Source organism: Terrisporobacter othiniensis (assembly GCF_000808015.1).
GTDB classification, from domain to species: domain Bacteria; phylum Bacillota; class Clostridia; order Peptostreptococcales; family Peptostreptococcaceae; genus Terrisporobacter; species Terrisporobacter muris.
This window is the reverse complement of sequence record NZ_JWHR01000016.1, coordinates 1-26,290: the sequence shown is the minus strand read 5'-3', so window position 1 is coordinate 26,290 and position 26,290 is coordinate 1. Positions and strand designations below refer to the sequence as shown.

26 protein-coding genes and 2 riboswitches are annotated in these 26,290 nt (G+C 27.1%); of the genes, 17 read left to right on the top strand and 9 right to left on the bottom strand.

What is annotated here, in order from left to right; genetic code table 11:
• Positions 1-327: 327 nt before the first annotated feature.
• Positions 328-1,398, top strand: a complete 1,071-nt coding sequence (locus tag QX51_RS01350) for a YkvI family membrane protein (protein ID WP_039678107.1) — start codon at positions 328-330, stop codon at positions 1,396-1,398.
• Between the two features lie 42 nt (positions 1,399-1,440).
• On the opposite strand, the gene QX51_RS01345 is transcribed toward QX51_RS01350, so the two are convergent.
• The gene (locus tag QX51_RS01345) at positions 1,441-2,352 is read right to left on the bottom strand and encodes a LysR family transcriptional regulator (RefSeq protein WP_039678106.1); all 912 of its coding nucleotides are present in this window, start codon (positions 2,350-2,352) and stop codon (positions 1,441-1,443) included.
• Positions 2,353-2,542: 190 nt separating this feature from the next.
• On the opposite strand from QX51_RS01345, the gene QX51_RS01340 reads away from it, so the two are divergent.
• From QX51_RS01340 to QX51_RS01310, 8 genes are all read left to right on the top strand, one after another.
• On the top strand, positions 2,543-4,177 hold the full coding sequence (locus tag QX51_RS01340; protein WP_039678105.1) for an FAD-dependent oxidoreductase: 1,635 nt from the start codon (positions 2,543-2,545) through the stop codon (positions 4,175-4,177).
• Between the two features lie 22 nt (positions 4,178-4,199).
• The gene (locus QX51_RS01335; RefSeq protein WP_039678104.1) at positions 4,200-5,153 is read left to right on the top strand and encodes a ferredoxin-like domain-containing protein; all 954 of its coding nucleotides are present in this window, start codon (positions 4,200-4,202) and stop codon (positions 5,151-5,153) included.
• Positions 5,154-5,338: 185 nt separating this feature from the next.
• Positions 5,339-6,112 carry an ABC transporter ATP-binding protein gene (locus QX51_RS01330; protein WP_039678103.1) on the top strand — a complete coding sequence of 258 codons (774 nt, stop codon included), beginning with the start codon at positions 5,339-5,341 and terminating at the stop codon, positions 6,110-6,112.
• Between the two features lie 9 nt (positions 6,113-6,121).
• Positions 6,122-7,750 carry a hypothetical protein gene (locus QX51_RS01325; protein ID WP_039678102.1) on the top strand — a complete coding sequence of 543 codons (1,629 nt, stop codon included), beginning with the start codon at positions 6,122-6,124 and terminating at the stop codon, positions 7,748-7,750.
• A gap of 134 nt (positions 7,751-7,884) precedes the next feature.
• Entirely contained in the window at positions 7,885-9,018 is a 1,134-nt protein-coding gene (locus QX51_RS01320; RefSeq protein ID WP_330376021.1) for a DUF3810 domain-containing protein, read from the top strand.
• Between the two features lie 178 nt (positions 9,019-9,196).
• Positions 9,197-9,724, top strand: coding sequence for a lysozyme inhibitor LprI family protein (locus QX51_RS01315; protein ID WP_039678101.1), 528 nt, complete (start codon positions 9,197-9,199; stop codon positions 9,722-9,724).
• Between the two features lie 57 nt (positions 9,725-9,781).
• Entirely contained in the window at positions 9,782-9,925 is a 144-nt protein-coding gene (locus QX51_RS20505) for a hypothetical protein (RefSeq protein WP_161791882.1), read from the top strand.
• A gap of 10 nt (positions 9,926-9,935) precedes the next feature.
• Positions 9,936-10,403, top strand: coding sequence for a hypothetical protein (locus tag QX51_RS01310; RefSeq protein WP_074078792.1), 468 nt, complete (start codon positions 9,936-9,938; stop codon positions 10,401-10,403).
• A 366-nt stretch (positions 10,404-10,769) separates the two neighbouring features.
• Here QX51_RS01310 and QX51_RS01305 read toward each other — a convergent pair whose 3' ends face one another.
• Positions 10,770-11,027, bottom strand: a complete 258-nt coding sequence (locus tag QX51_RS01305) for a hypothetical protein (RefSeq protein WP_039678100.1) — start codon at positions 11,025-11,027, stop codon at positions 10,770-10,772.
• Between the two features lie 194 nt (positions 11,028-11,221).
• Here QX51_RS01305 and QX51_RS01300 point away from each other — a divergent pair, with 194 nt between their 5' ends.
• From QX51_RS01300 to QX51_RS01285, 4 genes are all read left to right on the top strand, one after another.
• Positions 11,222-11,896, top strand: a complete 675-nt coding sequence (locus QX51_RS01300; protein WP_039678099.1) for a response regulator transcription factor — start codon at positions 11,222-11,224, stop codon at positions 11,894-11,896.
• Positions 11,893-12,903, top strand: coding sequence for a sensor histidine kinase (locus QX51_RS01295; RefSeq protein ID WP_039678098.1), 1,011 nt, complete (start codon positions 11,893-11,895; stop codon positions 12,901-12,903). The genes QX51_RS01300 and QX51_RS01295 overlap by 4 nt, the downstream gene beginning before the upstream one ends.
• Positions 12,904-13,005: 102 nt before the next feature.
• Positions 13,006-13,761, top strand: coding sequence for an ABC transporter ATP-binding protein (locus QX51_RS01290; RefSeq protein ID WP_039678097.1), 756 nt, complete (start codon positions 13,006-13,008; stop codon positions 13,759-13,761).
• Positions 13,748-15,646 (top strand): FtsX-like permease family protein, encoded by a 1,899-nt coding sequence (locus QX51_RS01285; protein ID WP_039678095.1) that lies wholly within the window; start codon positions 13,748-13,750, stop codon positions 15,644-15,646. Before QX51_RS01290 ends, QX51_RS01285 begins: the two co-directional genes overlap by 14 nt.
• A 103-nt stretch (positions 15,647-15,749) precedes the next feature.
• On the opposite strand, the gene QX51_RS19240 is transcribed toward QX51_RS01285, so the two are convergent.
• From QX51_RS19240 to QX51_RS21385, 3 genes are read right to left on the bottom strand one after another with little or no spacing between them, the layout of a single operon-like run.
• Positions 15,750-16,028 carry an amino acid permease C-terminal domain-containing protein gene (locus QX51_RS19240; protein ID WP_052232802.1) on the bottom strand — a complete coding sequence of 93 codons (279 nt, stop codon included), beginning with the start codon at positions 16,026-16,028 and terminating at the stop codon, positions 15,750-15,752.
• Positions 16,029-16,052: 24 nt separating this feature from the next.
• The gene (locus tag QX51_RS19235; protein ID WP_242842668.1) at positions 16,053-16,364 is read right to left on the bottom strand and encodes an amino acid permease; all 312 of its coding nucleotides are present in this window, start codon (positions 16,362-16,364) and stop codon (positions 16,053-16,055) included.
• 32 nt (positions 16,365-16,396) lie between these two features.
• Positions 16,397-16,519, bottom strand: coding sequence for a hypothetical protein (locus tag QX51_RS21385; RefSeq protein WP_278246179.1), 123 nt, complete (start codon positions 16,517-16,519; stop codon positions 16,397-16,399).
• 588 nt (positions 16,520-17,107) lie between these two features.
• Between QX51_RS21385 and QX51_RS01275 the strand changes: the two genes are divergently transcribed.
• Entirely contained in the window at positions 17,108-17,785 is a 678-nt protein-coding gene (locus QX51_RS01275; protein WP_039678094.1) for a DUF2628 domain-containing protein, read from the top strand.
• A 201-nt stretch (positions 17,786-17,986) separates the two neighbouring features.
• On the opposite strand, the gene QX51_RS21040 is transcribed toward QX51_RS01275, so the two are convergent.
• Positions 17,987-18,220, bottom strand: coding sequence for a hypothetical protein (locus QX51_RS21040; RefSeq protein WP_242842667.1), 234 nt, complete (start codon positions 18,218-18,220; stop codon positions 17,987-17,989).
• Positions 18,189-18,515 carry a hypothetical protein gene (locus tag QX51_RS21035; RefSeq protein ID WP_242842666.1) on the bottom strand — a complete coding sequence of 109 codons (327 nt, stop codon included), beginning with the start codon at positions 18,513-18,515 and terminating at the stop codon, positions 18,189-18,191. The genes QX51_RS21040 and QX51_RS21035 overlap by 32 nt, the downstream gene beginning before the upstream one ends.
• 75 nt (positions 18,516-18,590) lie before the next feature.
• Here QX51_RS21035 and QX51_RS20500 point away from each other — a divergent pair, with 75 nt between their 5' ends.
• From QX51_RS20500 to gcvPB, 3 genes are all read left to right on the top strand, one after another.
• Positions 18,591-18,764, top strand: a complete 174-nt coding sequence (locus QX51_RS20500) for a hypothetical protein (protein WP_161791881.1) — start codon at positions 18,591-18,593, stop codon at positions 18,762-18,764.
• Positions 18,765-19,235: 471 nt separating this feature from the next.
• A riboswitch (glycine riboswitch) is annotated at positions 19,236-19,347 on the top strand.
• Between the two features lie 3 nt (positions 19,348-19,350).
• Positions 19,351-19,443, top strand: a riboswitch (glycine riboswitch).
• A gap of 204 nt (positions 19,444-19,647) precedes the next feature.
• A complete protein-coding gene (gcvPA, locus tag QX51_RS21530; protein ID WP_082007776.1) occupies positions 19,648-22,131 on the top strand; it encodes an aminomethyl-transferring glycine dehydrogenase subunit GcvPA in 2,484 nt (827 codons plus the stop codon).
• A gap of 2 nt (positions 22,132-22,133) precedes the next feature.
• Positions 22,134-23,582 (top strand): aminomethyl-transferring glycine dehydrogenase subunit GcvPB, encoded by a 1,449-nt coding sequence (gene gcvPB, locus QX51_RS01260; RefSeq protein ID WP_039678093.1) that lies wholly within the window; start codon positions 22,134-22,136, stop codon positions 23,580-23,582.
• 159 nt (positions 23,583-23,741) lie between these two features.
• Here the strand turns inward: gcvPB and QX51_RS01255 are convergent, their stop codons facing one another.
• Positions 23,742-24,689 (bottom strand): calcium/sodium antiporter, encoded by a 948-nt coding sequence (locus QX51_RS01255; protein WP_039678092.1) that lies wholly within the window; start codon positions 24,687-24,689, stop codon positions 23,742-23,744.
• A 266-nt stretch (positions 24,690-24,955) separates the two neighbouring features.
• Positions 24,956-25,903 (bottom strand): calcium/sodium antiporter, encoded by a 948-nt coding sequence (locus QX51_RS01250; protein WP_039678091.1) that lies wholly within the window; start codon positions 25,901-25,903, stop codon positions 24,956-24,958.
• Between the last annotated feature and the right edge of the window lie 387 nt (positions 25,904-26,290).

The following is a 26,290-nucleotide window of genomic DNA, read 5'->3' as shown; positions in this document are numbered from 1 at the left end:
TCCATTTTATTTCTGGTGAGTAGTGTACTCTTGTACTCATAATAAAATAACCTCCTTTAAAATCATACATATAGTATGTTTCAAAAGAGGTTGTTTTATTTATTCCCGTGTAAAGGGTTCACTTCAATTTTATCAATGTGTTTTTTATTGTAGGGAAACTATATGTTATCTGATTTATGGATAACGTATAATTTCCAACTTTACAACTTGAGCAACGGGCGAAGCCGTTGGCGATATGAGCCAAGCTAATTTTTTAGTCATATTGAGTTTTTATATACATATATTTAGTACTAGCCTTTCAAAACTTTTAAATATGGAGGAGAAACTATGGAAGGAAAAATTAGTATACTAAATGTAATGAAGTTTGCAGGAGCATTTATAGCATTTATTATTGGATCAGGATTTGCTACAGGTCAGGAAATTATGCAGTTTTTCACATCAAATGGATTATATAGCTTAGTATCAATAATTATAAGTTTAATATTATTTACATATTTCGGTAGTACAGTCATGTCATGTGGTTTTGATTATGGGAGCTTGAAAAAGTACAGACCATATAAATACTTTTGTGGAAATAAAGTAGGATTATTTTATGAATACTTCGTTCCAGTTTTATTATTTATAAGTGTCATAGTTATGATTTCGGGAGCAGGAGCAACATTGCAAGAGTATTATGGACTAAATTACTATGTAGGTTGTGCTATGATGACAATATTAGTACTTATTGCTTTTCTTTGTGGATTGGATAGTCTTATTAACATAATTGGTTTTATTGGTCCTGTTATAGTTGTATTTTCTTTGATTGTGGGATTTACTATTTTGGTTCAAAATTTAGACGGATTAAAAAATATTTCACAAACAATAATGGAGGTTAATCTTACAAAAGCAGGAGGGAATTGTGTTAAAAGTGGAATATTATATGCATCATATAACATGGTAAGTGGATTATTTTTCTTTACATCTCTTGGAAATAGTGCGGATACTAGAAGAGAAGCTAAGTATGGAGCAATTGTGGGAAGTTTATTATTAATGATAGTTATTTTGGTAATGAATTTTGCTTTATTATCAAAAATAAATGATATTTATAAATTATCCATACCAACTTTATATTTTGCAAAATCCATATCACCTATGTTTGGTAAAGTTTTTTCTATTGTCTTGTTATGCGGGATTTTTTCAACAGCTGCACCAAATTTTTGGACAGTATGTGACAAAATTTCTAAAGAAGGAAGGTATAATTCAAAGATTATTGCCATTATTATTTCAATTTTAGCATTTTTCTGTGGTTTATTTCCATTTGAAAAATTAGTAGCAAATGTTTATCCACTGACAGGAATTTTAGGTATACTCTTATTTATATGTATATTTTTAAAGCAGATTAGTAAAAGAATTATATAATAATTACATAAAAATAAGTATAACTTTAGATGATAGTTATACTTATTTTTTTACTAATAAGTTTTTCATAAAATCTGATGTCTTATATTTTTTTAAGATATCTTTTAATGTAATTATTGAAGGAGTCATTATTTTATCCTTATGATAAACAAGCTTAAAAGATCTTTTTAATGTATTTAGATCAGTTTTTATTATATGGATTTTACCATTTATAATATCCTCTTCAAAAGTATGTATAGATAGAAGAGATAGACAATTATCATCTAAAATAGCTCTTCTAATAGTGTCAGTTGAGCTAGCCTCATATGCTAGTTTTATATGAATTTTATATTTATGTAAAATTTGCTCGAAAAATTCTCTTGTACCACTACCATCTTCTCTCATAGCAAACCTTTGATTCTCTAAATCATACAATGTTATTTTTTCTTTATTTAGAAGAAGATGATTATTATTGCATAAAAGAACAAGATAATCATCAATAACAGGAATTGTAACTAAGTCTTGAGAATGAATATCCCCCTCTACAATAGCGATGTCTAGTTCAGATTTTAATAATTTCCTTTCGACCATGGCTGTATTATTAACATAAGCATAAGTACTTACTCGAGGAGCCACACTATGAAATTCTTTTATTATTTTGGAGAGAAGGCAAGTTCCAACAGTTACAGAAGCACCTATTCGTAAATGCTCTATATGAAGATTATCATTCATTTTTTTCTCTAAATTATCAAACTGTTCTACTATTTGTGTGGCATAGGTGAAGAGTTCTTTACCAAAGGATGTTATGTATAATTTTTTAGACAGCCTATCGAAAAGTTTTCGATTATAGTGATCTTCTAACTCACGAATAGCTTGACTTACTGTTGGTTGAGATATAAATAATCTCTGTGCAGCTATGCTCATTTTACCAGTTTTTGCAACTTCTATAAAAATGCGCAAGTGTCTAATTGTCATAAAATAGCCTCCTTATTTTACTAATAAATATGTTTAATTGATATTGATTATCTATAGGTTTTACCTATGTTTTTCATAAGATAATATCGCTTTTAATAGTATATCACAAGTGCTACAATAAAATTGAATAATTAGGAAAAAAATGTAAATTATATAAATTTTAATGTGAAATAAAAGGGGGTTGATAAGTGTGAAAGTACTTATTATTGGAGGTGTTGCAGCAGGGACTAAAGTTGCAGCAAAGTTAAAACGAGAAGATAGAAGTTCAGACGTAACTATTATTACTAAGGGGAAAGATATATCTTATGCAGGATGTGGCCTTCCTTACTATGTTGGAAATGTTATCACAGAAAAAGAACAATTAATTGTAAATACTCCACAAAAATTTGAAAAATTAACAGGAGTGAAGGTTCTAACTGAAATGGAAGTTATAAAAGTTAATCCAGAAGAAAAAACTGTGGATGCAGTAAACGTACAAAGCAAAGAAACATATAATTATGGATATGACAAACTAGTAATCGCTAGTGGTGCATCTCCTATAAAACCACCCGTAGAAGGTTTAGACTTAAAAGGAGTTTTCTTTATGAGAACACCTGAAGATGCAATTAATTTAAGAGATTCAATAGAGCAGGGAGAAATTAAAAGAGCTGTAGTTGTAGGAGCTGGATTTATAGGATTGGAAGTTGCAGAAAATTTAGCTAAACAAGGAGTGAAAGTTTCTGTCATAGATATGGCAGAACATATACTTCCAGGGTTTGATGAAGAAATGAGCGAATATATAGAAAATCATTTAGCCGAAAATGGAATAATGACTGCTACAGGAGTAAGAATGGAAGGAATTATAGGTACTGATAAAGTTGAAAAAGTTAAAACTTCTAGACGTGCTATGAAGGCAGATGCAATTGTACTTTCAATAGGAATTCGTGCAAATACCAATTTCCTTCAAGATAGTGGTATAGAACTTATGCCAAATAAAACTGTAAAAGTAGATGAATACTTGCAAACAAATATAGAGGATATTTATGCTATAGGAGACTGTGCATGTGTAATAAATAAAATTACAAAGGCACCTCAATGGTCCCCAATGGGTTCTTCTGCTAATATAGAAGGACGTCTTACTGCTAAAAATATATTAGGAAAAAATAAATCTTATGAAGGTGTTCTTGGTACTGCTGTTTGTAAATTACCAAACTTAAATACAGGAAGAACAGGGCTTACAGAAGTGGCTGCAAAGGAAGCTGGATATAATCCTATAAGCGTAATCTCTGTTGTAGATGATAAGGCTCATTATTATCCAGGTGCAAGTAATTTTATTATTAAAATGATATCTGATAGAGATACAAAGAAATTACTAGGGCTACAAGTACTTGGAAAGGGAGAAGTAGATAAAATAGTTGATATAGCAGTTACAGCTATATCATTAAATGCATCAATAGATGATTTAGAAAACTTGGATTTTGCTTATGCACCACCATTTTCTACAGCAATTCATCCATTTGCTCACACATTAAATATATTACAAAATAAAATAAATGGAGAGTTTGAAACAATAACTCCAGTAGAATTTAAAGAAGGAAAAGCTAACGATTATAAAATAATTGATGCATCCATATTGCCAACTTTAAAAACTGCTCCATATATAGACTTAACAAAGGTGGAAGGTGTACTTCCAGAATACGATACTAATGAAAGATTATTACTGATATGTGCAAAAGGTAAACGCGCATATATGTTACAAAATCGTTTAAAGTTCTATGGATATAGTAACACAAAAGTTCTTGAAGGTGGATTGACTTTCAATGAAATAGAGGAAGATGAAGAATAATTATTAAAAAGGGGGAAAAACAATGGCAACATTGACAATTAGTAAGGAAGATGAAAAAAGAGTAAAGGCTTTAGGTTTTTTAAGTAATAAGGGTACTGATAATTTTTCTGCAAGGGTAATAACTGTAAATGGAAAAATAACAGCAACACAACAAAAATGTATAGGAGAAGCAGCTGAGTTATTTGGTAACGGAATAGTAACATTTACAACTCGTCTTACAGTGGAAATACAAGGCATACCATATGAAAAAATTGAAGATTTTAGAGCATATATAGCAAAAGAAGGTCTTGAAACTGGAGGAACAGGCTCAAAAGTACGTCCAGTTGTATCATGTAAGGGAACTACTTGCCAATATGGTTTAATAGATACATTTGAACTATCAGAAGAAATTCATGAAAGATTTTATAAAGGATATTCAGGTGTAAAGCTTCCTCATAAATTTAAAATAGCAACAGGTGGATGTCCAAATAACTGTGTAAAACCAGATTTAAATGACTTGGGAATAATAGGACAATATATACCAAATTTTGATGAAGACTCTTGTAATGGATGTAAAAAATGTGCTATAGAGAAATTATGCCCAATAAATGCATGCAAAGTTGTGGATGATATATTAGAAATAGATGAAGAGCTATGCAATCATTGTGGCCGTTGTGTAGGAGCATGTCCATTTGATGCGATTGAAGACGGAACATATGGATATAAAATCTATATTGGTGGTAGATGGGGTAAAAAAATAAATCATGGTATAGCTTTAAATAAGGTATTTACTAGCAAGGAAGAAGCCTTAGATATAATAGAAAAAGCCATATTATTATATAGGGAACAAGGAAAAACAGGGGAGCGTTTTGCCAACACTATAGAACGTTTAGGTTTTGAAAATGTGGAAAAACAATTATTAGCAAATGATTTACTTGAGAGAAAAGAAGAAATAATAAATGCAGACCTTCACTTAGTTGGAGGAGCTACTTGCTAATAGAATATAAATAAAAAAGTATCTTACAATTATGTAAGGTACTTTTTTATTTATATAAGTTGTAGACTGGCAGGTCTAAGTCTTATAAAATAATTAGTGACTGTTAGAATGGTATTTATTGGAATGTGAACTTATGATATTGCTAAAGATTTTTGATAAGTTTATGAAAGAAGGGGGATGAGGTTATGGATGAAATAATATTGGAATTAAAGGGTTTAAAAAAGAGTTTCGGAGGAAAGGAAGTATTAAAAGGGGTTGATCTCAAAGTAAAAAGAGGAGAGATTATTGGATATATTGGTGCCAATGGTGCAGGAAAAAGTACAACTGTAAAAATTATGTTAGGCATAGTAGATGGATATGAAGGAGATGTAATAATTTTTAATAAAAGTATTGAAGATACAAAAGGTGAATATAAAAAGAAAATAGGATATGTGCCAGAAGTATCGGAAGTATATGAAAGTTTAACTGCAATAGAATATTTGAATTTCATTGGTCAATTATATGATTTGGATGTGGAAACATTAACAATAAAAGGAAAAGAACTTATGAAATTATTTGGAATATACGATTACTTAAACACAAGAATATCAACATTTTCAAAAGGAATGAGACAAAAATTAATACTTATTTCCAGTATTATTCATAATCCGGAAATATTATTTTTAGATGAACCCCTAAGTGGATTAGATGCTAATTCTGTAATGATAGTTAAAGAATTACTTGAAATATTTGCAGGAGAAGGAAAAACTATTTTTTATTCATCACATATCATGGATGTAGTAGAGAAGATAAGCCATAGAATAGTGTTACTTAATGATGGAAAAATAGTTGCTGATGGAAGTTTTGATGAACTTAAAGAAAATTCTAAAGAAGGTTCATTAGAAGAAATATTTAATGAAATAACAGGGTTTAATAATCACAAAGAAATTGCTGATAGAATTTCTAGTGTAATTAAGTAGGTGAATAATATGAAAGAATATAAATTTTTAAATATTTTAGATAAATTTAAGGGGATATATACTAAAGTTGGTGTAGATTATGAAAAAATGAGGCTAATTTTAAGTATGAAATTAACTCTTGATAGTAGAAGAACATCTACTGTTATGCAAAATTCTAGCAAGGAAGATGAAAGTGATGAAAGTAAAAATTCGTTTAATAAAGCATTAATTATGTATGGAATAATGGGGATTTTTATTGGAATAATAACACTATTTTCATTTAATAAGATGTATACATATTCTCTAGTTTTTGGGATGTTTATGTTTTTTATATTAACTATATTTATATCGGATTTTTCAAGTGTTCTTTTAGATATGAGGGATAAAAATGTAATAGGAACTAAGGGCATTGATAATAAAACAATTAATGCAGCTAAACTAACTCACATATGTTATTATATCTTCCTAACTTCATTGGCATTATCATGGCTTACAATAATAGGAATGTTTAAATCAGGAGTTTTAATAGGAATTCTTTTTATATTAGAATTAATAATAATAGATATATTTATGATTGTAATAACAGCATTATTATACCTGTTGATTTTAAAGTTTTTTGATGGAGAAAAAGTTAAAGATATAATCAATTTTGTGCAAATAGGATTAACAATAATAATGACCATAAGTTATCAGTTATTAGGGCGAATGTTTGATATAGTTGATTTAAATATAATATATGAAAGTAAGATATGGAACTTGTTTTTTCCGCCAATGTGGTTCGCATCACCTTTATATGCAGTTGATGGTGGGGAAATTAATAAAATAATAATAGCTCTTATTGTATTAGCCTTTCTTGTTCCAATTATAGCAATTAGTCTATATATAAATAATACGTCTAAGTTTGAAGATTCTCTTTCTAAATTAAATATTGCCAATGATAATGAAAAAGAAAAGAAAAATAGGGTATTTTATAAAATTGGAAGATGTATGTGTAGAAGTAATGAAGAAAAAGCAGCTTATGATCTTTCAACTTCTATAATAAAAAGAGAAAGAGAATTTAAATTGATGACATATCCTAGCTTAGGTTTTGATATGGTATTTCCATTACTATTTATATTTATGTTTTCAATGGATTTTATAAGTGAAATAAAGAATATATCTTTACATATGTCATTAAATATCTATTGGTTTATATTTATGGTTCCAACTTTATTAATAACACTGCAATATTCAAATAACTATAAGGCAGCATGGATTTATGATGCAACATTTATAAGTGATAAATCTAATATATACAAAGGCGCATATAAAGCTCTTTTAGCAAACTTATTATTGCCACTATACTTATTTGAAAGTATAATTTTTATCTTAATTTTTGGAGTTAAAGTAGTGCCTATTTTAATTATTGCTTTTGTATTTTTATTACTTTTCATAGTCATTGAACATATAATAGGAAAAAATAGTTTACCATTTACTATTAAGTTCGGACAGGTTAACAAAAGTCAGAACATAATTAATACTTTATTAGGGATGATTATTTTAGGTGTAGCAGTAGGAATAAATTATCTTTTACTATTTAATATATATGCATTAATAGCATATGGAGTGATTTTAATAATTATAACATTTATTATGTGGAAGAAACATATAAAAGCTTAGAAGTGATTTGCTAAAAATAAAACTACTGAATAATTATAACACTATCTATTATTATGCTACCCACTATCTCTATAGCTCTTTTTTGTTTACTATATTAATAAAAAAAACTTATAATATAATTATTAGTAATAAAGGTGGTGATTTTGATTAAAAAATTTAGAATTATATCTATTTCTTTATTTGTACTAAGTATTTTGATAAATATAATCGCAGGAAAGATACCTAGTTTGGTGGAAAAATATTATTCAAATGGAATTAACATATACATTGTAAAAATTATGAGTAAGATTTTTAGTATTTTTCCTTGTTCAATATTTGAAATATTAATTTACATATCACTACTCTCTGTTTTAGTGTTTTTAATATATTCAATTTATTATATTATGAAAAAACCTAATAATATTTTATCATATTTAAAAAATTCATTTTTAAATATAATATCTATAGTTGGTATAGTTTATTTTCTTTTTGTGGTATTGTGGGGATTAAATTATAATCGTATGAATTTAAAAGATTCTCTAATTGTTGATTACAATAAAAGTCACAATGAAAATATAAAAGATGTTGATTATGATAAAGAAGATTTAATAAATTTATATAAGTTTTTAATAGAAAAATGTAATGATATAAGAGCTGAAGTTTTGGAAGATGAACAAAAAGTAATGAAGTGTAATACTGACTATAAAGAAGTTTTGAACCGAGCAAATAATGGATATGAAAATGTTAGTATTTTAAATTTAAATAAAAGAGGAAGTTATGCGCCAGCAAAACCAATATTAAATTCAAATTTATTATGTTACACAGGTATAACAGGAATTTACTCACCTTTTACAGGAGAAGCTAATGTAAATACTGGAGTACCTGATATTTATATTCCTTTTACAACATTACATGAAATGGCACATCAAAGGGGATATGGAAGTGAGGATGAGTGTAATTTTTTAGCGTATATTGCATGTATTAACAACGAAGACTATGATTTTCAATATTCAGGGTATATATTAGCGCTTAAGTATACAGCTTCAGCATTAGCAAAAGTTGATTATGATGCTTTAGTTAGTTTAAATGGAGAATTATCATCATCTGTAATTAATGACCTAAATTATAGCAGGGAATTTTGGAAGCAATACGAAGGAAAAGTAAACGAAGTATCAGATAATATGAATAGTAATTATCTAAAGGCAAATGGTGTAGAAGAAGGAACACTAAGTTATGGAAAAGTAGTGAATTTACTACTAGTATATTACAGCTTATATGGATTTAATTAAAATGAAAAGTTGGCGTCAGCATATTTATAAAAAGTTGACGGCAGCTTTTTATAATGCATAAGATAATAGTCATGTTTTTTTGTGCATGACTGATATAATCAATAAGAATTAGACATTAATTAAATTAGATTGTATATTTAATAAGGAATTATAAGTACGAAAGGCAGGAGAGTTAAATATGAAGTTAGAAATTATTAAATATAAAATGAACATAAGAAAGTTAAGTATGCTGTTACTAGTAGTTATGTTTTTTATTACAGGATGTAGCAAATATAAAACAATAGAAAGCACAGGAATATTAAATGTTGTTGAAAATGATAGTGTAATAGTTAAAGAAGAAAATCCTATACATAAATATGAATATTTTGCTAAGTTAGATGACTTAGACGAAAGTATTACTCAATCAGATACCTTACACAATGAAGAATCAACATCAGAAATGATAGAATTAGAAGAAAATAAATTTTCAAAATGGGATGATATGTTAAGTGAGATTTGTGAATTACTAATAGATCAGCTTAATAAAAATGAATTAGAAGAATTTAAAGATAAACAATTGGAGTGGTTAGAATACCGCGAAAATACTGCTAAAGAAGAGGCTGATAAATTTGATGGAATGAAGTTTTCAAAAGTACAATATAATTCAACTTTAACTAAACTAACAAAAAAAAGATGCTATGAAATAGTTATTATATATTTACAATAAATAAATTTGTAGATTACAATTGACTTTGATAAAAAATTAAATTTTAAATCGGAGTCAATGAATAATGAAGGATCAAGTGGTGTAATAACTATAGGATCATCATATACATATAGTAAATTTAGACTAGCAGATTTATTCTTTGATTATTCTGAGAAAAAAAACTGGTGTAAGTTTCGATGTTGTAACGGAGCAAAGTCATAATTTATTTAGAATGTTAGTTGAAAATAATTTAAGTTTCGGATTTATATCAGGAAATTATGAAGGTCTAATAAATAAAATATTAGTTAAACAAGATAAATCATATATCGTATCTAAAGATCCGATTAATTTAGACAAATTACCTTATTTAAAACCTATAGATTATAGAAAGAATGATAAAAGTAAGGAATTAATTGATAATTGGTGGAATGAAAGGTATAAAGAAAGTAGGCCTTCGGGAACATTTGCAGGATATATTGATTTTGCTTGGAAATTAATAGACAAAGGACTGAGATATACTTGTTGTTTCTTACCTGATGAATTTAAAAATGATTATAATTTTCAATTAACACCATTGTTGGATCTTGATGGTAATAATGTGATAAGAAATACTTGGTTTGCATATTCGAAAACAAAGAAGTTTAATAAGATAGAGAAGGAATTTATACAATTTATAGAAGATAATGTATTAATAGATTAAATTAGTAATGTAAATAGCTCATAGTAAATGCGAGCTATTTTTTATAAATTATTTTAAAGTACATATTGTATAGGTCTTCCTTATAAAAATAATCATAGCAAACACGAGAAATAGGTTTTGTATTTAAAAGGAGTTTTTTTCTATATTAAAATAGAGATTAATTACATATTATTGAAAGGATTGATTTAAATTATACTTTATAAAATAAAGCTATTTAATTATATGGAAAGATATATTAGTTAGGCAATAGATATGAAAAGGTTTCAAATTATTGTTGAAAGTGTGGTTATATATAATGATGCCTTAAAAACGTTTGATAATATAGAATTTAAATATAAGGGGCTCATATTTTATGAGCTCTTTATATTATTTAATAGAAGTAATTTTTATTGAATCTAGAATATTTGAAGGATTTTCAATAACTTGTCCTTTGATTTCAATATCATAATTGCATAATGGATTTTTGCAAATTAAATAAGTTAAAAATTCATAGGAATTTTTAACTGAACTTTTTCTAGGGGTAGATTTTTTTATATCTTCAATTTTAAAGTCGTATAAATATGTATGATTACATTTGGGACATTTAATATTACAATTATGATTTATAGGATTTTTTAAATTCAAAAATTACACCTCCATTTATTTTAAATAGCTATATTTATTATTTGCATAAAAATAATAAAATAAGCTAAATATTAGAAATAATTTGAGTTAATTAAATATTGATAATGTACAACTTGTAAGAAAAGCATTAGAATTGATTATAATTAATATATAATAATATTGATTTAGAATAAACAACAAAGAGGTATATAATAATGGATATTTTTATAATAGAAGATGACAATGCTTTAAGTAGAGAAGTAAGTTTAATTTTGAGCAAGTGGGGCTATAGTGTTTGTGAAATAAAAGATTTTGAAAATATAATTAATGAGGTTTTGGAATGTAATCCAAAACTAATTTTAATGGACATAAATTTACCTTGTTATGATGGGTTTTATTGGTGCTCACAAATAAGAAACTTTCTAAAGGTTCCAATAATTTTTATTTCATCAAGAGATAATGATATGGATATAATCATGTCCATAAATATGGGTGGAGACGATTACATTACTAAACCATTCTCACCTCAAGTTTTAGTGGCAAAAATTCAAGCAATTCTTAGAAGAACCTATTCTTATAATAATGATTTAAAAAGTGACATAATAAAATTTAAAGATATAACTTTAAATATAGTTGAAGGTAAGGTTTATTTTAAAGATGAAAATGTAGATCTTACTAAAAATGAACTAAAAATTATGAATATATTAATGAACAATCAAGAAAAAATTGTAAGTAGAGAAGAAATAATAGAAGAACTTTGGGATACAGATGAATTTATAAGTGAAAATACATTGACTGTTAATGTAAATAGATTAAGAAAAAAACTAGATTCCATTGGGTTAAATGACTTTATAGAAACTAAAAAAGGGCAAGGATACATATTGAGATGAGTTTATTAAAGTATTTAAAAGAAGTGAAACTGTTTTTGATTTTAGTTATTTTCATAATGGTAATTGTAGATGTGACTATACTACTAGATCCTAACTTAAGTAATAGTATTGATACTTTAATTTATATTAATATTTTATCAATTTTAGTTATCATTATTTTCATTTTAATAGGCTATGGTAATTATAAGAGAAAAATAAGTAAATTTATAAAGTCCATACATAATATAAGAGAAGAAAATCTTTGTTTGGCAAATGACTATCTTTATAAAAATGTTAAGAAGTTAATTGAAGATAATGAAGAGGAAGTAGATAGTTTAAGAAATGAACTAGAAGAAATTAATGATTACATGACAAACTGGATACATGAAGTAAAAATTCCTATATCAGTTCTTGAAATAATAGGGAAAAGAGTAAATGAAATTGATGAAAGTAGAGAATTATCAAAACAGATTAATAGTGAGGTTAGTCGTATAGATAAATTAGTGGAACAAGCAATGTACTCGAGTAGAGCAGGTAACTACAATTCAGACTTTATAATAAATGAAGTGAATTTGGAACAAGTTATAAAAGAGGTAATAAAGAAAAATAAATATCAATTTATATATAACAAGTTAGATTTACAAGTTGATGATATTAATAAAACTGTCCTTACTGATAAAAAATGGATTACTCATATAATTGAGCTAGTAGTTGATAATGCAATTAAGTATAGCTATATAGGTGGGAGAATAGAAATTTATATTAAGGAAAATAAAAAAGGATGTGAACTTCATATTAAAGACTATGGTATGGGAATTGTACCTCAAGATATAGAAAGAGTTTTTGATAAAGGTTTTACGGGAGAGAATGGAAGGAAAAGAACAAAATCAACGGGAATGGGACTTTACATATCAAAGAAAATTCTAAACAAATTAAGTCATGATATAAATATAGTATCTACTCCAAATGAATTTTGTGATGTCTATATTACCTTTTATAATTTATCAGATTATTTCAATGTGACATAAATGACACATATTATCTCCAAAGTGTTAGGTTAAGAGATGGAATCAAATATCTAAAGCTTATAAAATATAAGTATAATAAATATTAGAAATTTGGAGGGTAATATGTTAAAAACTGTTAACTTAAAAAAAGATATTAAAAATAATAAAAATACATTTAAGATATTGAAAGACATAAATTTGGAGGTAAAAGAAGGCGAATTTCTATCAATAATGGGACCTTCTGGAGCAGGTAAGACTACTTTACTAAATATTTTGTCAACAGTGGACAAACCTACTTCAGGAAATGTATATTATGAAAATAAAGATATAAGTAAAATGAATAATAAGGAGTTATCAAGATTTAGAAGAGATAACATAGGCTTTATTTTTCAGGATTATAATTTATTAGATAGCATGAGCGTAGAAGATAATATAGCTCTACCTCTTGTAATAAGTAATGAAAAACAAAAAACAATCAAGTCGGAAATATTAAGATTGGCTAAATTTTTTGGGATAGAAGCTCATCTTAAAAAATATCCATATGAATTATCTGGAGGACAAAAACAAAGAGTAGCAGCAGCTAGAGCGCTTATAACATCACCAAAAATAATTTTTGCTGATGAGCCAACAGGAGCACTAGATTCAAAGTCTTCATCAGAGTTACTAAATTGTTTAAAAGACATGAATGAAAAGTTTAATGTAACAGTAATTATGGTTACTCATGATCCATTTAGTGCAAGTTATTCCAAGAAAGTTATCTTTATAAAAGATGGAAGGCTAAATGCTAGAATAGATAGCTCAGGAAATAGAAAAGAATTTTACAATAGCATAATGAACTTGCTTACTTCCATGGGGGGTGAAGTAAATGAACTTCTTTAAGCTTTCATTTATGAACTTAAGACAAAATATAAAAAACTATGGGATGTATATATTTTCAATGATATTTTCTATTGTAGTATTTTATAATTTTGTAACGCTTATGTTTAGTGAGCAATTTAGACAGATACAAGATTTAAACGTCGTATCAACTTTAGCAATGGTGTGTGCTATAGTGCTGTTTTTATTCTTTATATTCTTTATTTCTTATTCAAGTAGTTTTTTCATAGAGCAGAGAAAAAAAGAATTTGGAATTTACACTTTTATGGGTGTTGAGAATAATAAAATAGCTTTATTATTTGCTGGAGAAGGACTTTTAATAGGTATAATAGCTTTAGTGGGTGGTATTTTTGGAGGAGTTTTAACTAATAAATTATTCTTAATGGCATTGGCTAAAATTTCTAAGGTGAATACTGTTATGAAGTTTGAAATATCAAAGGAATCTATTCTAATAACTAGCTTAATTTTTCTAGGTATATTAATCTGTGTATTTATTAAAGAATATATAGCGCTACTAAGAACAGATATAACAAAACTTATTAATGCAACAAATATATACCAAAGTGATAATAGTAAAAATAAAACCTTACAAGGTATTTTAGGTCTAATAGTTATAATTTTAGCTTATGTTGTGATTTTATATTACAAAAAATATAACATACCATTTACAGCAGCCATACTAGCAACAGTAGTTATGGTTATAATAGGAACAATGCTATTATTTAAAGGATTTTTCACTTTTATAGTTTCAAAATTAATTAATAATAAAGATTTTTTATATAAAGGTACTAATGTTTTAAGTTATAACAATATAATCTTTAGAATAAGAGATAATAATAAAGTTCTAGGTCAAATTGCAGTATTAATAACTTGTTGTTTGACTAGTGTGATAGTTTCCATTGCGACTAGAACTGTTTTTACAGAAGGCAAAGAATCGGAATACCCATACAGTATAATGTATGAAGGAAATCTAGATAACAAAGTAGTAAAGGATGCTTTAAATAAAAGTGATGAGAAGGTTGATTATAAACTACAAGCTGAGCTTATGTATATTGATATTACTGAAGCTGGTAAAAAAGAATCACCACTGATTGTTACAGGCGATGTGAACTTTATAAGATATTCAGACATAAAAAAAATATGTGAATATAGAGAATTAGATAATGAAAATAAATTTTTAAACACACAGCTAAAAGATAATGAAGCTATATTTATAATTCCTAAGAATTTAATAAATGCTTTTGATTTTAAAGTGGATTTTAATTTAGGGAATAGAAACATTCAAATAATTGACTCTTATGCAATGAATTTATTTGGTTTTTTTAGAGGGAATCTTCCAACTATTGTTGTAAATGACAATACTTTTGATTCTTTAAAACATGACCTAAATAAGAATACAGAAAATATATCTTGTATCACATTAAAAAACTTTGATAATAGTGCAAATATAGTGAAGGAGATAGAGAAAAGCAGTAATATAAAAACTTATAGCGTAGATGATTTTAATGAAGATAGTTATAACTTTATAAATTCAATTTATTTTATAGGATTATTTATGGCTTTAGTATTTATAGTGTCTGTAGGAAGTATTATGTACTTTAAATGTATTTCTGATGCAAGTAAAGACAAGCCTAGATTTGATACTTTGAGAAAAATAGGAACAAGCCAAGAATATATTAATAAATCTATTTATAAGCAAGTAGGTATATTTTTCTTATTCCCAGCTATAGTGGCTATAATTCATAGCGCTGTAGCAAGTTATGCAGTAACAAGTTTATTTAATCAGGATGGAAGACTTTCTACTATAGCTACAACTATTATTTTTACCATAATATATATAACTTATTATTTATTAACTTCAAAAAAATATATTTCTTTAACGAAATAATTTCTAAAAGCCATACTTTATTTGATTGAATCAGATAGAATATGGCTTTATTTATGTGAAAAATAGTAAATAGTATAGAGCAAATAGTGTTTTTTATGAATTCTTATGCAATAAAATACATGATTACATATAAAAGAAGTATGGAAACAAATAAAATACTTACAATGTTTTTCCAAACTTTATACTTATTATTAAGTTCAACTATTTCATTTTCACTAGGAATAGGAACAGGATCTTCATTTGTCTCAATATCTTTATTTTTATTGCTAAAGAATAAGAATACGATTACGCCTATAGCACACCAGATGATACCTGTTATAAAAGTATCTTTTTCCAATTCAGTCATAATAATAGCATATACAACTATGCTAAATACCGCCAATAAAATACCACAAGGAGATTTGTATTATCTTTTTAAATCTGGATACTTCTTTATAAGTTCAATAAAAGCAAAGAATCCAATTATATAATAGAATAAGTTAGCAAATAAGCTTAAAGATGCAACATATAAAATATCCCCAATATAAATAAGGGTAATTGTGATAATACCTAAGAAGATTATAGAAAAATAAGGTGTTTTATATTTTAGATGAATTTTAGCAAATGAACTTGGGATGACACCATCTTTTGCCATTCCATATAAATATCTAGATGGAGCAGCAATACAAGAGTTTAATGTAGAAAAATCTCTACCAAAGGCAATTCCTAGACATAACATAATTAGTGGAAAGCCTAATATACCAGCTTGTATCATAGCATCTGCATAAGGTTTGCAATAAATGCACATAAAGTTGCAAAAATAACATTAGGTCCTAAGTAGCCAACACCATTGGCACCAACTGTAAATAAGCCAACACCTATAACCGTATCCACAGTTATAGTTATACTTTCTTTTAGACCAAGTATTCTATTTATAGAATAAGGATTGTCTTTATATGAATCAATTTTAATACCACATTTTTGAATAAAAAAATAGAATAGTTCTAAATTCTAATAATTTATATTTATAGTATATATAAAAGTAGGAGATGTCAACTTAAAGGATATGTATAACTTTAATAGTAAAATTAAAATCATTGATATGTAGAAAATATTGAGTGAATGATTTTAAATTTTTTATTTCAAGATATTTTGATAAAAATTAATAAAAAATGAAGAGTAATAAGTTTTCTAAGTAAATCACTAGTCTTTACAATGATTGTTGACCTAGCTGAGAGAAAAAATATAGCTATGATTGCAGTAGCAATTATTAATTAATTTGAGGGAACTTATGTAGTATCAAATACTATAAAAAATTACTCCAGATATTGAAGGAATATTAAAACTATATAAACTCAGTAACAATGATTATAAAAAGTAAAATTGCTAATAGAAGATCTTATTAAGACCCTATTGTAAGAATATACTAATAATAGTACAATAAATATACTTATTAAAAATGTATTTTAAGGAGAGAACATTATGACTGAAGAAAATAGTTTCATATATTGCTCAAAATGTGGAAAGAAAAGCTCAAAAGATGCTAAGTTTTGCACAAATTGTGGAAATAAATTAACAACTATAGAAGATAGTATAAAAAGCACTACTGAAAATATTAAAGATGTTATAAAAAACAACGAAACATATAAAAGCTTCACAGATACTAGTTATGATGAAAATTCGAGAGCTGACTTTAACAATAAAGATATGGTTAATTTTATTCAAAAGAAAGTAGAATATTATATACCAAAATTTAAGGATATACAAGAATCATATAAATCTACTAGTTGGAACTGGGCAGCATTTTTCTTTAATTCGTGGTGGTTTTTATATAGAAAAATGTATGCTATAGGATTTGGAATTATTATAGCAGATATAGTGATTGGATCAGTTATACCATATTTATCACTAGTAGCTAGTATAGCTATAGCAGTAATTTCAGGATTATATGGAAACATAACTTACTTAAAACACATACAAAAACAACTGGATTCTCTTAGAAACATGGATGAAGATATTAAACAAAGATTAATATTAAATAAAGGTGGCGTTAATATAGTAATTCCTGTAATATTAGCTATAATTACCATAGTAATTTTCTTACTAATAAGTGCGTTAGGGGCATTTTTCTTTATGTTTACTTCTCCGTATTATTATTAAAATTAGATAATTATGAAATACACATGGACATTTATGTTTATGTGTATTTTTTCACTAAAAAATATTGAATGAAGTTGGTAATATAGTTATTTAAATGAGTAACTTCAATATAAAGAGCATAGAGATTATTATTTTAGGAAATTTATAACTCTATGCTCTTTTATTTATAAATAGATTATTTGAAGAAAAATGAGTATTATATTATAGATTTTCTAAATCAGATAAAGTAAAATCATCTAATTTGCCTTTGCTATGAAAATAAGAAACTAGCTTTGAAGGCTCATTTATAATTAATTCATTAGGCAAATCAATTTCTTTAAGTGTATTTATTGAGAATTCATAATTAGCTATATCAACACAAATATGAGCATCAGATGTAAGTATAATTTTTGCATCATATTTTTTACAAAGATTGACAATTACTAGCACTTCCATTTCTAGAAACACCCTTAATAGAGCAATTATTAATTTCTATTAAAATATCTTTATCAACAGCTAACTTTATAATCTTTTCATAATCAATAGGATAATTTGGATTACCAAGGTGACCTAAACTTATTAAGTTATCAACTTTATTAATAGCATTTATCAAAGCATTAGTATTATTTTCTAATGAATTTGGTGGGAAAACAGGTTCATGGAATGACAAAATAAAATAGTCTAGTCTAGGAATAACAAAAGGCTCTATATTGATATTTCCATTAGTATCAAGGATATTAGAGCCTCGCATCCTCTTAATATTAAAACATTTAGAATATATGACTGGGGAAGGGATAGAGAAACGCATATAGAAAAATCTTTGGATATGATAGATTATAAGTGTGAAAATAAAGCAGGAAAAATAGAAAATTTTAAAAGATTAGAGACACCATATTTTACAGTTAAAAAAATAGAAGTAAACGGAGAATATAACGATAAGAGTGATACAGAGGTATGTTCATACACAGTTATAAGTGGTGAGGGTAAAATAATTTGGTGAGATTATTGTGAAGAGATGAATGAGAGAACTATTTATATAAAAAAGGAACTATTTATAAAATACAAGGAAAACTTCAACTAATAAAGTCTTATGTATAATATGGACTTAGAATTAAATATTTATATTTATGTGTATTTTTTATTGAAAAATATCGAATATAGCTGATTTTAATTATATTGCCAATGAAAAAATTAACAATCTAATTATTTCGAGGATTTAGGATACTATTAAAAATTATAAAAGTAGGAATTGTTTGGAAAAGTTTTATTAATTCTAATTAAGTAACTTTTAATGTAGTATGTAAGTACTTATAATATTATTATAGGTACTTGTTTGTTTAATAATTAAATTTTCTTATCTAAGAGTTTTAATAAAAATAAGGTTAGGAAAAAAAATATAAGAAATTTAAATAAAGTAGTTGAAAAATATAATGAATTTCCATATAATAATTTTAGAATTGAATAAATCCAAATGAGATTTACGAGAGACGTTTTTACTTATGTAAAAAGGCCGAAGAAGCAATCTGAAAATAGCCATTAAATTTTCAAGAGAAACTTTCAGGCAAAAATATCGTAAATTAATGGAACTCTGGAAAGACTTTGCTTATTAATTGGTAAAAGTCACCGACGAAGAAAATGAGTATTAAAACTCACTAAAACTTTCAGGTAAATGAACAGAGGATATGTGGCTACTATTTATAGTATCTACATATCCTCTTTTTTAATGTAAAGGAAGTTATAATTTCTAACTAGTTAATAGAGCGAGGTTGTTGTATTGAGTGGGAAGGTCAGGGTTGAGTTATTGACATAAAGTGATTTGTATATACAATGTCTCAAGCAAAGGTAATTTAATGTGAAAATATAATATTGGGGGGAAGATTAATATGATGGATGTAATGGAACTAAAAAGAACTAAGCTATATTCTACACATGAAAAATTGAATGCAAAAATGTTTGAATTTGCAGGGTGGGAAATGCCACTAGAGTATATAGGGGCGACCAAAGAGCATGATTATGTAAGAAGAAGTGCAGGGTTATTTGATGTTTCACATATGGGAGAGATAGAAGTTAAAGGAAAAGATGCTTTTAACTTTATACAATATTTAATCACAAATGATATTACAAATCTGAAAAAAGAAGAAATCATATACTCACCGATGTGTTATGAAAATGGAATGACAGTAGATGATTTACTAGTTTATATGATTAAGGAAGAAAATTATTTACTAGTAATCAATGCTGGAAATATAGATAAAGATTTTGAATGGATAAAAGAAAAAGGTGAAAAATTTGATGTAGAGATAAATAATATATCAAATTATATTGGTCAATTGGCAATACAAGGACCTAAAGCAGAAGCAATCTTATCAAAGTTAGTAGATGTAAATTTAAGTAATATAGAGTTTTATAAATTTAAAAATAATGTGGCTGTTTGTGGAGAAAAATGCATAGTTTCAAGAACGGGTTATACTGGAGAAGATGGATTTGAAATATATTGCAATAACAATGTTGTAGAAAAAATATGGAATGATATTTTGGAAACAGGAAAAGACAATATAACACCAGCAGGTCTTGGCGCTAGAGATACTTTAAGAGCAGAGGTGAATTTACCTCTATATGGACATGAAATAAGTGAAGAAATATCTCCAATTGAAGGGGGTCTTGGAATATTTGTAAAACTAAATAAAGAAAATTTCCTAGGAAAAGATGCTTTAACTAGTTTAAAATCACAAGAAACACAAAGAAAGCTAGTAGCTTTTGAAATGCAAGGTAAAGGAATGATAAGAGGCGGCTATGAAATAGAAGTAGATGATAAAGTTATAGGATTCGTTACTACAGGTCTTAAATCACCTACTTTAGATAAATTTATAGGTATGGCGATTATAGATTCTAACTATGCAAAAGTTGGAACTGAAATAGGAGTAAAGGTTAGAAAAAAACTTGTAAGTGCAGTAATAGTAAAAAGACCTTTCTATAAAAAACAATATAAAAAATCAGAATTAGTAAAAGAAGAATATAAACAATACCCATATATACCAGCAACACATGAAGACGAAGAAAAAATGCTTAAAGTATGTAAAGTAAATTCAATAGATGATTTATTCTCAGACATTCCAGATAATTTAAAACTTAAAAGAGATTTAGAATTAGAAGAATCAAAATCAGAATTAGAAGTTGCTACAATAGTAAAAAATATAGCATATAAAAATATAAGTACAGAAGAATTAACTTGCTTTTTAGGCGCAGGAGCGTATGATCATTATGTTCCTTCAATCATAAAACATATCACATCAAGAAGCGAATTTTATACAGCATATACACCATATCAAGCAGAAATAAGTCAAGGAACATTACAAAGTATATTTGAATTCCAATCAATGATAGCAGAAATTACAAAAATGGATATAGCAAATGCATCTATGTATGATGGCGCAACAGCAGCAGTAGAAGGGTGTTTGCTTGCAGTTTCCAAAACTAAACGTAAAAAAGTAGTAGTAGGAAAAACAGTTCATCCAGAAACAAGACAAATATTAAAAACATATTTACAATTTAATAATTGTGAAGTAGTAGAAGTTGATTATGATAGAGAGTTAGGTATGACGGATTTAAATAAATTAAAAGAAGTAGTAGACGAGGATACTGCTTGTGTACTACTTCAAAACCCAAACTTTTTTGGAGTTATAGAAGATGTAGATGAAGTTGGTCAAATAGCTCATGCTAAAAAAGCTATGTATGTATTAAGTGTAAACCCAATAACTTTAAGTGTATTGAAATCTCCAGGAGAAGTAGGAGCAGATGTGGCTGTTGGAGATGCTCAGCCTTTAGGAAATGCATTAAATTATGGAGGCCCTTATGTAGGATTCTTGGCTATAAAATCAGGTTTAATTAGAAAAATGCCGGGTAGAGTAGTTGGTCAAACAGTGGATAGAAATGGTAATAGATGTTATTGTTTGACTCTTCAAACTAGAGAACAACATGTTAGACGTGAAAAAGCAACTTCAAATATATGCTCTAATCAAGGATTATGCGCTTTAAACTCAGCGATTTATATGGCAACTATGGGCAAAAAGGGATATGAAGAAGTAGCAATGCAAAACATGCAAAAATCACACTATGCAGTTAAAAAAGTAAGTGAAGGTGGAAAATTTACACCATTATTCAAAGGAAAGTTCTTTAATGAATTTGTTATAAAATCACCAGTAGAAATAGAAGAATTGAATAAAAAATTATTAGATAATAATATACTTGGAGGATATGATTTAGGTAAAGATTACCCTGAACTAAGTGGATGTACAATGCTTTGTGTGACTGAAAAAAGAAGTGTAGATGAAATAAATAAATTAATAGGAATTATGGAGGGGATGTAAAAATGAAAGAATATAATAGCTTATTAATTGAGATTTCTAAGGAAGGAAGAAAAGCTTATTCCCTTCCAAAATTAGATGTGGAAGAATTTAAATTAGATGAAATGTTAGATCACAACATGATAAAGAAAACAGATCTAGAATTACCAGAACTTAGTGAATTAGATGTTGCAAGACATTATACTTTATTATCAAATAAAAATTTTGGTGTGGATACAGGATTTTACCCTCTAGGATCTTGTACTATGAAATATAACCCTAAAATAAATGAAGATATGGCATTACTTAGTAAATTTACAAGTGTTCACCCCTATCAACCAATTGAAACAGTTCAAGGTTCTCTAGAACTGATGTACAATTTATCAAAAATGTTATGCGAAATAACAGGAATGGATGAAGTTACTTTACAGCCATCAGCAGGAGCGCATGGAGAATTTACTGGACTTATGATGATAAGAAAATATCATGAAAGTAGAGGAGATTTAAAGAGAACTAAGGTTATAGTTCCTGATTCAGCTCACGGAACAAATCCTGCCAGTGCAAATATGGCTGGATTTGATATTATCGAAGTTGAATCAACTAAAAATGGAGCTGTTGATATAGAAAAATTAAAAGAAGTATTAAATGATGAAGTTGCAGCATTGATGTTAACGAACCCAAGTACTCTAGGATTATTTGAAAGAAACATAGAGGAAATTGCAGCTCTAGTTCACGAAGCTGGCGGACTTTTATACTATGATGGTGCGAATACAAATGCAATAATGGGAATAACTAGAGCAGGGGATATGGGATTTGATGTAGTTCATTTAAATCTTCATAAAACTTTTGCTGCACCTCATGGTGGAGGTGGACCTGGAAGTGGTCCAGTTGGTGTAAAAAAAGATTTAATTCCTTATTTACCAATTCCTGTGATCGAAAAAATTAAAGGTAAATATTTGCTAAACTATGATAAAAAAGACTCTATAGGTAAAATTAAAAATTTCTATGGTAACTTTGCAGTAATGATAAGATCTTTTGCTTATATATTAACTATGGGAAGAGATGGGCTTAAAAAAGCAAGTGAAATAGCAGTTTTAAATGCAAACTATTTAAAAGAAAATTTAAAGGAAGATTACGATTTACCAATAGATGAAATCTGTAAACATGAATTTGTATTAAGAGGACCTCATGGAGAGTACAATACTATGGATATAGCAAAAAGAATGTTAGACTATGGATATCATCCACCAACAGTTTATTTTCCACTAATAATTAGAGAAGCGATGATGATAGAACCAACTGAAACTGAAAGTCTAGAAACTTTAGATAAATTTATAGATGCAATGAAATTAATATCAAAAGAAGGAAAAGAAAATCCTGAATTATTAACATCAGCTCCACACAATACTATAGTTAGTAGGGTTGATGATGCTAGAGCAGTAAAGAAACCTATCTTAACTTGGAAGAACAGATAAAATTAATATACCAAATAAAAAAATGACTAGAAAAAATTTTTCCTAGTCATTTTTTTATTTGGTAGGGAAAAGTTTACGGGAAAATAATCTAAGATGTATCTTCTGCTTAAAAGAATTAAGTCTTACTAATGAAGATATTGAAGAATATGAATTTTATACTTAACGAATAATTGTATATGTCATATAAGCCAAATATATAACTATAAATATTATACCTTGATATCTTACAAGGGAATTAGACTTTTTAATAAAGAAATATAAAAGAATAGTTATAGCGAACATAAATACAATATCAATTAAAGCAAACATACTTATATTTATAGGACTTATAGTAGCTGCTAACCCTAAAACTAAAAGTATATTAAAGATATTAGAACCAATAACATTTCCTATAGCTATTTCAGTTTCACCTTTTCTGACTGCTATTACAGATGTAACAAATTCAGGCAAAGAAGTACCAATGGCGACTATAGTTAAACCAACTAAGTTAGCACTCATTCCAAAAGAGGTAGCTATATTAGTGGCAGAATTTACGACCATATCTCCACCTAATATAATTCCTATAATTCCAATTATGCTAAGTAATATAGTCTTACCCATTGCCATTTCTTCTCCCACTTCTAATTCAGCTGTTGTAGCAGTTTCGGCTACAGATTCACTACTAGTACTCTTTGCATTCATAACTGTAGAGTATAGAAAATAAGCAAATAAAACTAAAAGAATTATTCCTTCTATACGACTTACATTCATGTTAATACCGAAAAGTAATAATAGTAGACTGATTAAAATCAAGAAAGGAGTATCTTTTCTAATTGTATTTTTCTCAACAGGTAATTTTGCCAATATGGCAGAAACACCAAGTACAACTAAAATATTAAAAAAATTAGAACCAACTACATTAGCCACACTCATATCATTTTGACCAGCCAGTGAAGATGTAATACTAACAGCAGCCTCAGGAGCAGAGGTACCCATTGCAACTATAGTAAGGCCTATTACCATAGGTGGCACGTTAAATTTTCTAGCAATAGATGAAGTTCCGTCTACAAATAAGTCAGCACCCTTTATAAGAAAAAAGAAGCCTATAATTAGAATTATAAATGACATATTAATTCCTCCTGTTAATCTATAATAAATAAAATTTAGAATATCATAATAATATGTAAATATTATTTTTATTTTGCAAAAAATAGCACTCATTATATTATCTTTTGTTTTATACTTTATTATCCTAAGAATAAAATGGGAAAATTAATTTTGAATATATTATAAAAATATATTAATTAATATTTTACATATATCTATTGTCCAAAATAAATAGCCGTCAAACTTTAAATGTAAGACAGCTATTAAAAAGATTATATTAAGTTGTTTTATCTCATAATAGTATAAGCCATATATGCTATATAAATAGCAATTAATATTAAACCTTGCTTTTTAACAAGAGAATTATCTTTTTTCATAAATATGTATAAAAGAACAGTTATTGCAACCATAAATATTATATCCGTTAAAGCTAACATACTTATTGCAATTGGTTTGATCGTTGTAGCTAACCCTAAAACTAATAAAATATTAAATATATTTGAGCCAATAACATTTCCTATAGCTATTTCAGTTTCACCCTTTTTGATAGCTACTACAGAAGTAACAAATTCAGGTAAAGATGTACCAACGGCAACTATAGTTAAACCAACTAAGTTAGCGCTCATACCAAAAGCTGTTGCAATATCGGTAGCAGAATTTACAACCATATCTCCACCTAATACTATACCTAAGATACCTAATATGCTTAATAATATAGTTTTTGACATAGACACTTCTTCAGAAACTTCTATTTCCATAGCTACTTCAGATTGAGCCATAGAATTTGAAGAAGCATTTTTGGCACCTTTTACAGTGTTTATTAAGAAGTAAGCAAATACAACTAATAATACTAGACCTTCTATTCTATTTACTCTTAAATCAAGACTAAATAGCAATAATAATCCACTAACAAATAATAAGAAAGGTGTATCTTTTTTTATAGTATCTTTTTGAACAGGAAGTTTTGCCAATATAGCAGAAACACCAAGAACTATAAGTATGTTAAAGAAGTTTGAACCAACTACATTAGCCACACTCATATCATTTTGACCAGCTAAAGATGATGTTATGCTTACTGCTGCCTCTGGTGCACTTGTACCCATTGCGACTATTGTAAGACCTATAACCATTGCAGGTACATTAAATTTTCTAGCTATAGATGCTGCACCTTCCACAAATAAATCGGCACCTTTTATAAGGAAAAAGAAACCTATAATTAATAGTAAAAATGACATATATATTCCTCCGAATCTAATTAAAATAATTTTGTCGATATAATAGGATACCATAAAAACTATATATTTACAAAAATTTATAATAATTATATTTATTTTGGGAAGGAAGATAAAATTTCAAATAAAAAGAAATTATTGAGATAAAAAATTCTCTTCGCTTGAGTTACGTGTCAGCGAAACACTTCATGTTACAAATTAGGTGACCTCGCTACAGTTTCAGACAACCCAGTTACTCAAAAAAAACTGCCTATAAAAATAGACAGTTTTTTTATGTAATTTCTTCGCTTAAGGATTTCATAATTAATGAATCACTAAAACTTAATATTTATACTTTATTCAACCCTTCAGGATTAAATATATATTATACATTTATGTATAAAATTATTC

Excerpts from the sequence above, each read along its gene's own strand:
- QX51_RS01350 (WP_039678107.1), top strand. The coding sequence starts at position 328 with ATGGAAGGAAAAATTAGTATACTAAATGTAATGAAGTTTGCAGGAGCA.
- QX51_RS01345 (WP_039678106.1), bottom strand. The coding sequence starts at position 2,352 with ATGACAATTAGACACTTGCGCATTTTTATAGAAGTTGCAAAAACTGGT.
- QX51_RS01335 (WP_039678104.1), top strand. The coding sequence starts at position 4,200 with ATGGCAACATTGACAATTAGTAAGGAAGATGAAAAAAGAGTAAAGGCT.
- QX51_RS01330 (WP_039678103.1), top strand. The coding sequence starts at position 5,339 with ATGGATGAAATAATATTGGAATTAAAGGGTTTAAAAAAGAGTTTCGGA.
- QX51_RS01325 (WP_039678102.1), top strand. The coding sequence starts at position 6,122 with ATGAAAGAATATAAATTTTTAAATATTTTAGATAAATTTAAGGGGATA.
- QX51_RS01315 (WP_039678101.1), top strand. The coding sequence starts at position 9,197 with ATGAAGTTAGAAATTATTAAATATAAAATGAACATAAGAAAGTTAAGT.
- QX51_RS20505 (WP_161791882.1), top strand. The coding sequence starts at position 9,782 with ATGAATAATGAAGGATCAAGTGGTGTAATAACTATAGGATCATCATAT.
- QX51_RS01310 (WP_074078792.1), top strand. The coding sequence starts at position 9,936 with ATGTTAGTTGAAAATAATTTAAGTTTCGGATTTATATCAGGAAATTAT.
- QX51_RS01300 (WP_039678099.1), top strand. The coding sequence starts at position 11,222 with ATGGATATTTTTATAATAGAAGATGACAATGCTTTAAGTAGAGAAGTA.
- QX51_RS01295 (WP_039678098.1), top strand. The coding sequence starts at position 11,893 with ATGAGTTTATTAAAGTATTTAAAAGAAGTGAAACTGTTTTTGATTTTA.
- QX51_RS01290 (WP_039678097.1), top strand. The coding sequence starts at position 13,006 with ATGTTAAAAACTGTTAACTTAAAAAAAGATATTAAAAATAATAAAAAT.
- QX51_RS01285 (WP_039678095.1), top strand. The coding sequence starts at position 13,748 with ATGAACTTCTTTAAGCTTTCATTTATGAACTTAAGACAAAATATAAAA.
- QX51_RS19235 (WP_242842668.1), bottom strand. The coding sequence starts at position 16,364 with ATGTTATGTCTAGGAATTGCCTTTGGTAGAGATTTTTCTACATTAAAC.
- QX51_RS01275 (WP_039678094.1), top strand. The coding sequence starts at position 17,108 with ATGACTGAAGAAAATAGTTTCATATATTGCTCAAAATGTGGAAAGAAA.
- QX51_RS21040 (WP_242842667.1), bottom strand. The coding sequence starts at position 18,220 with ATGGAAGTGCTAGTAATTGTCAATCTTTGTAAAAAATATGATGCAAAA.
- QX51_RS21035 (WP_242842666.1), bottom strand. The coding sequence starts at position 18,515 with ATGCGAGGCTCTAATATCCTTGATACTAATGGAAATATCAATATAGAG.
- QX51_RS20500 (WP_161791881.1), top strand. The coding sequence starts at position 18,591 with ATGATAGATTATAAGTGTGAAAATAAAGCAGGAAAAATAGAAAATTTT.
- gcvPA (WP_082007776.1), top strand. The coding sequence starts at position 19,648 with ATGATGGATGTAATGGAACTAAAAAGAACTAAGCTATATTCTACACAT.
- gcvPB (WP_039678093.1), top strand. The coding sequence starts at position 22,134 with ATGAAAGAATATAATAGCTTATTAATTGAGATTTCTAAGGAAGGAAGA.
- QX51_RS01255 (WP_039678092.1), bottom strand. The coding sequence starts at position 24,689 with ATGTCATTTATAATTCTAATTATAGGCTTCTTTTTTCTTATAAAGGGT.
- QX51_RS01250 (WP_039678091.1), bottom strand. The coding sequence starts at position 25,903 with ATGTCATTTTTACTATTAATTATAGGTTTCTTTTTCCTTATAAAAGGT.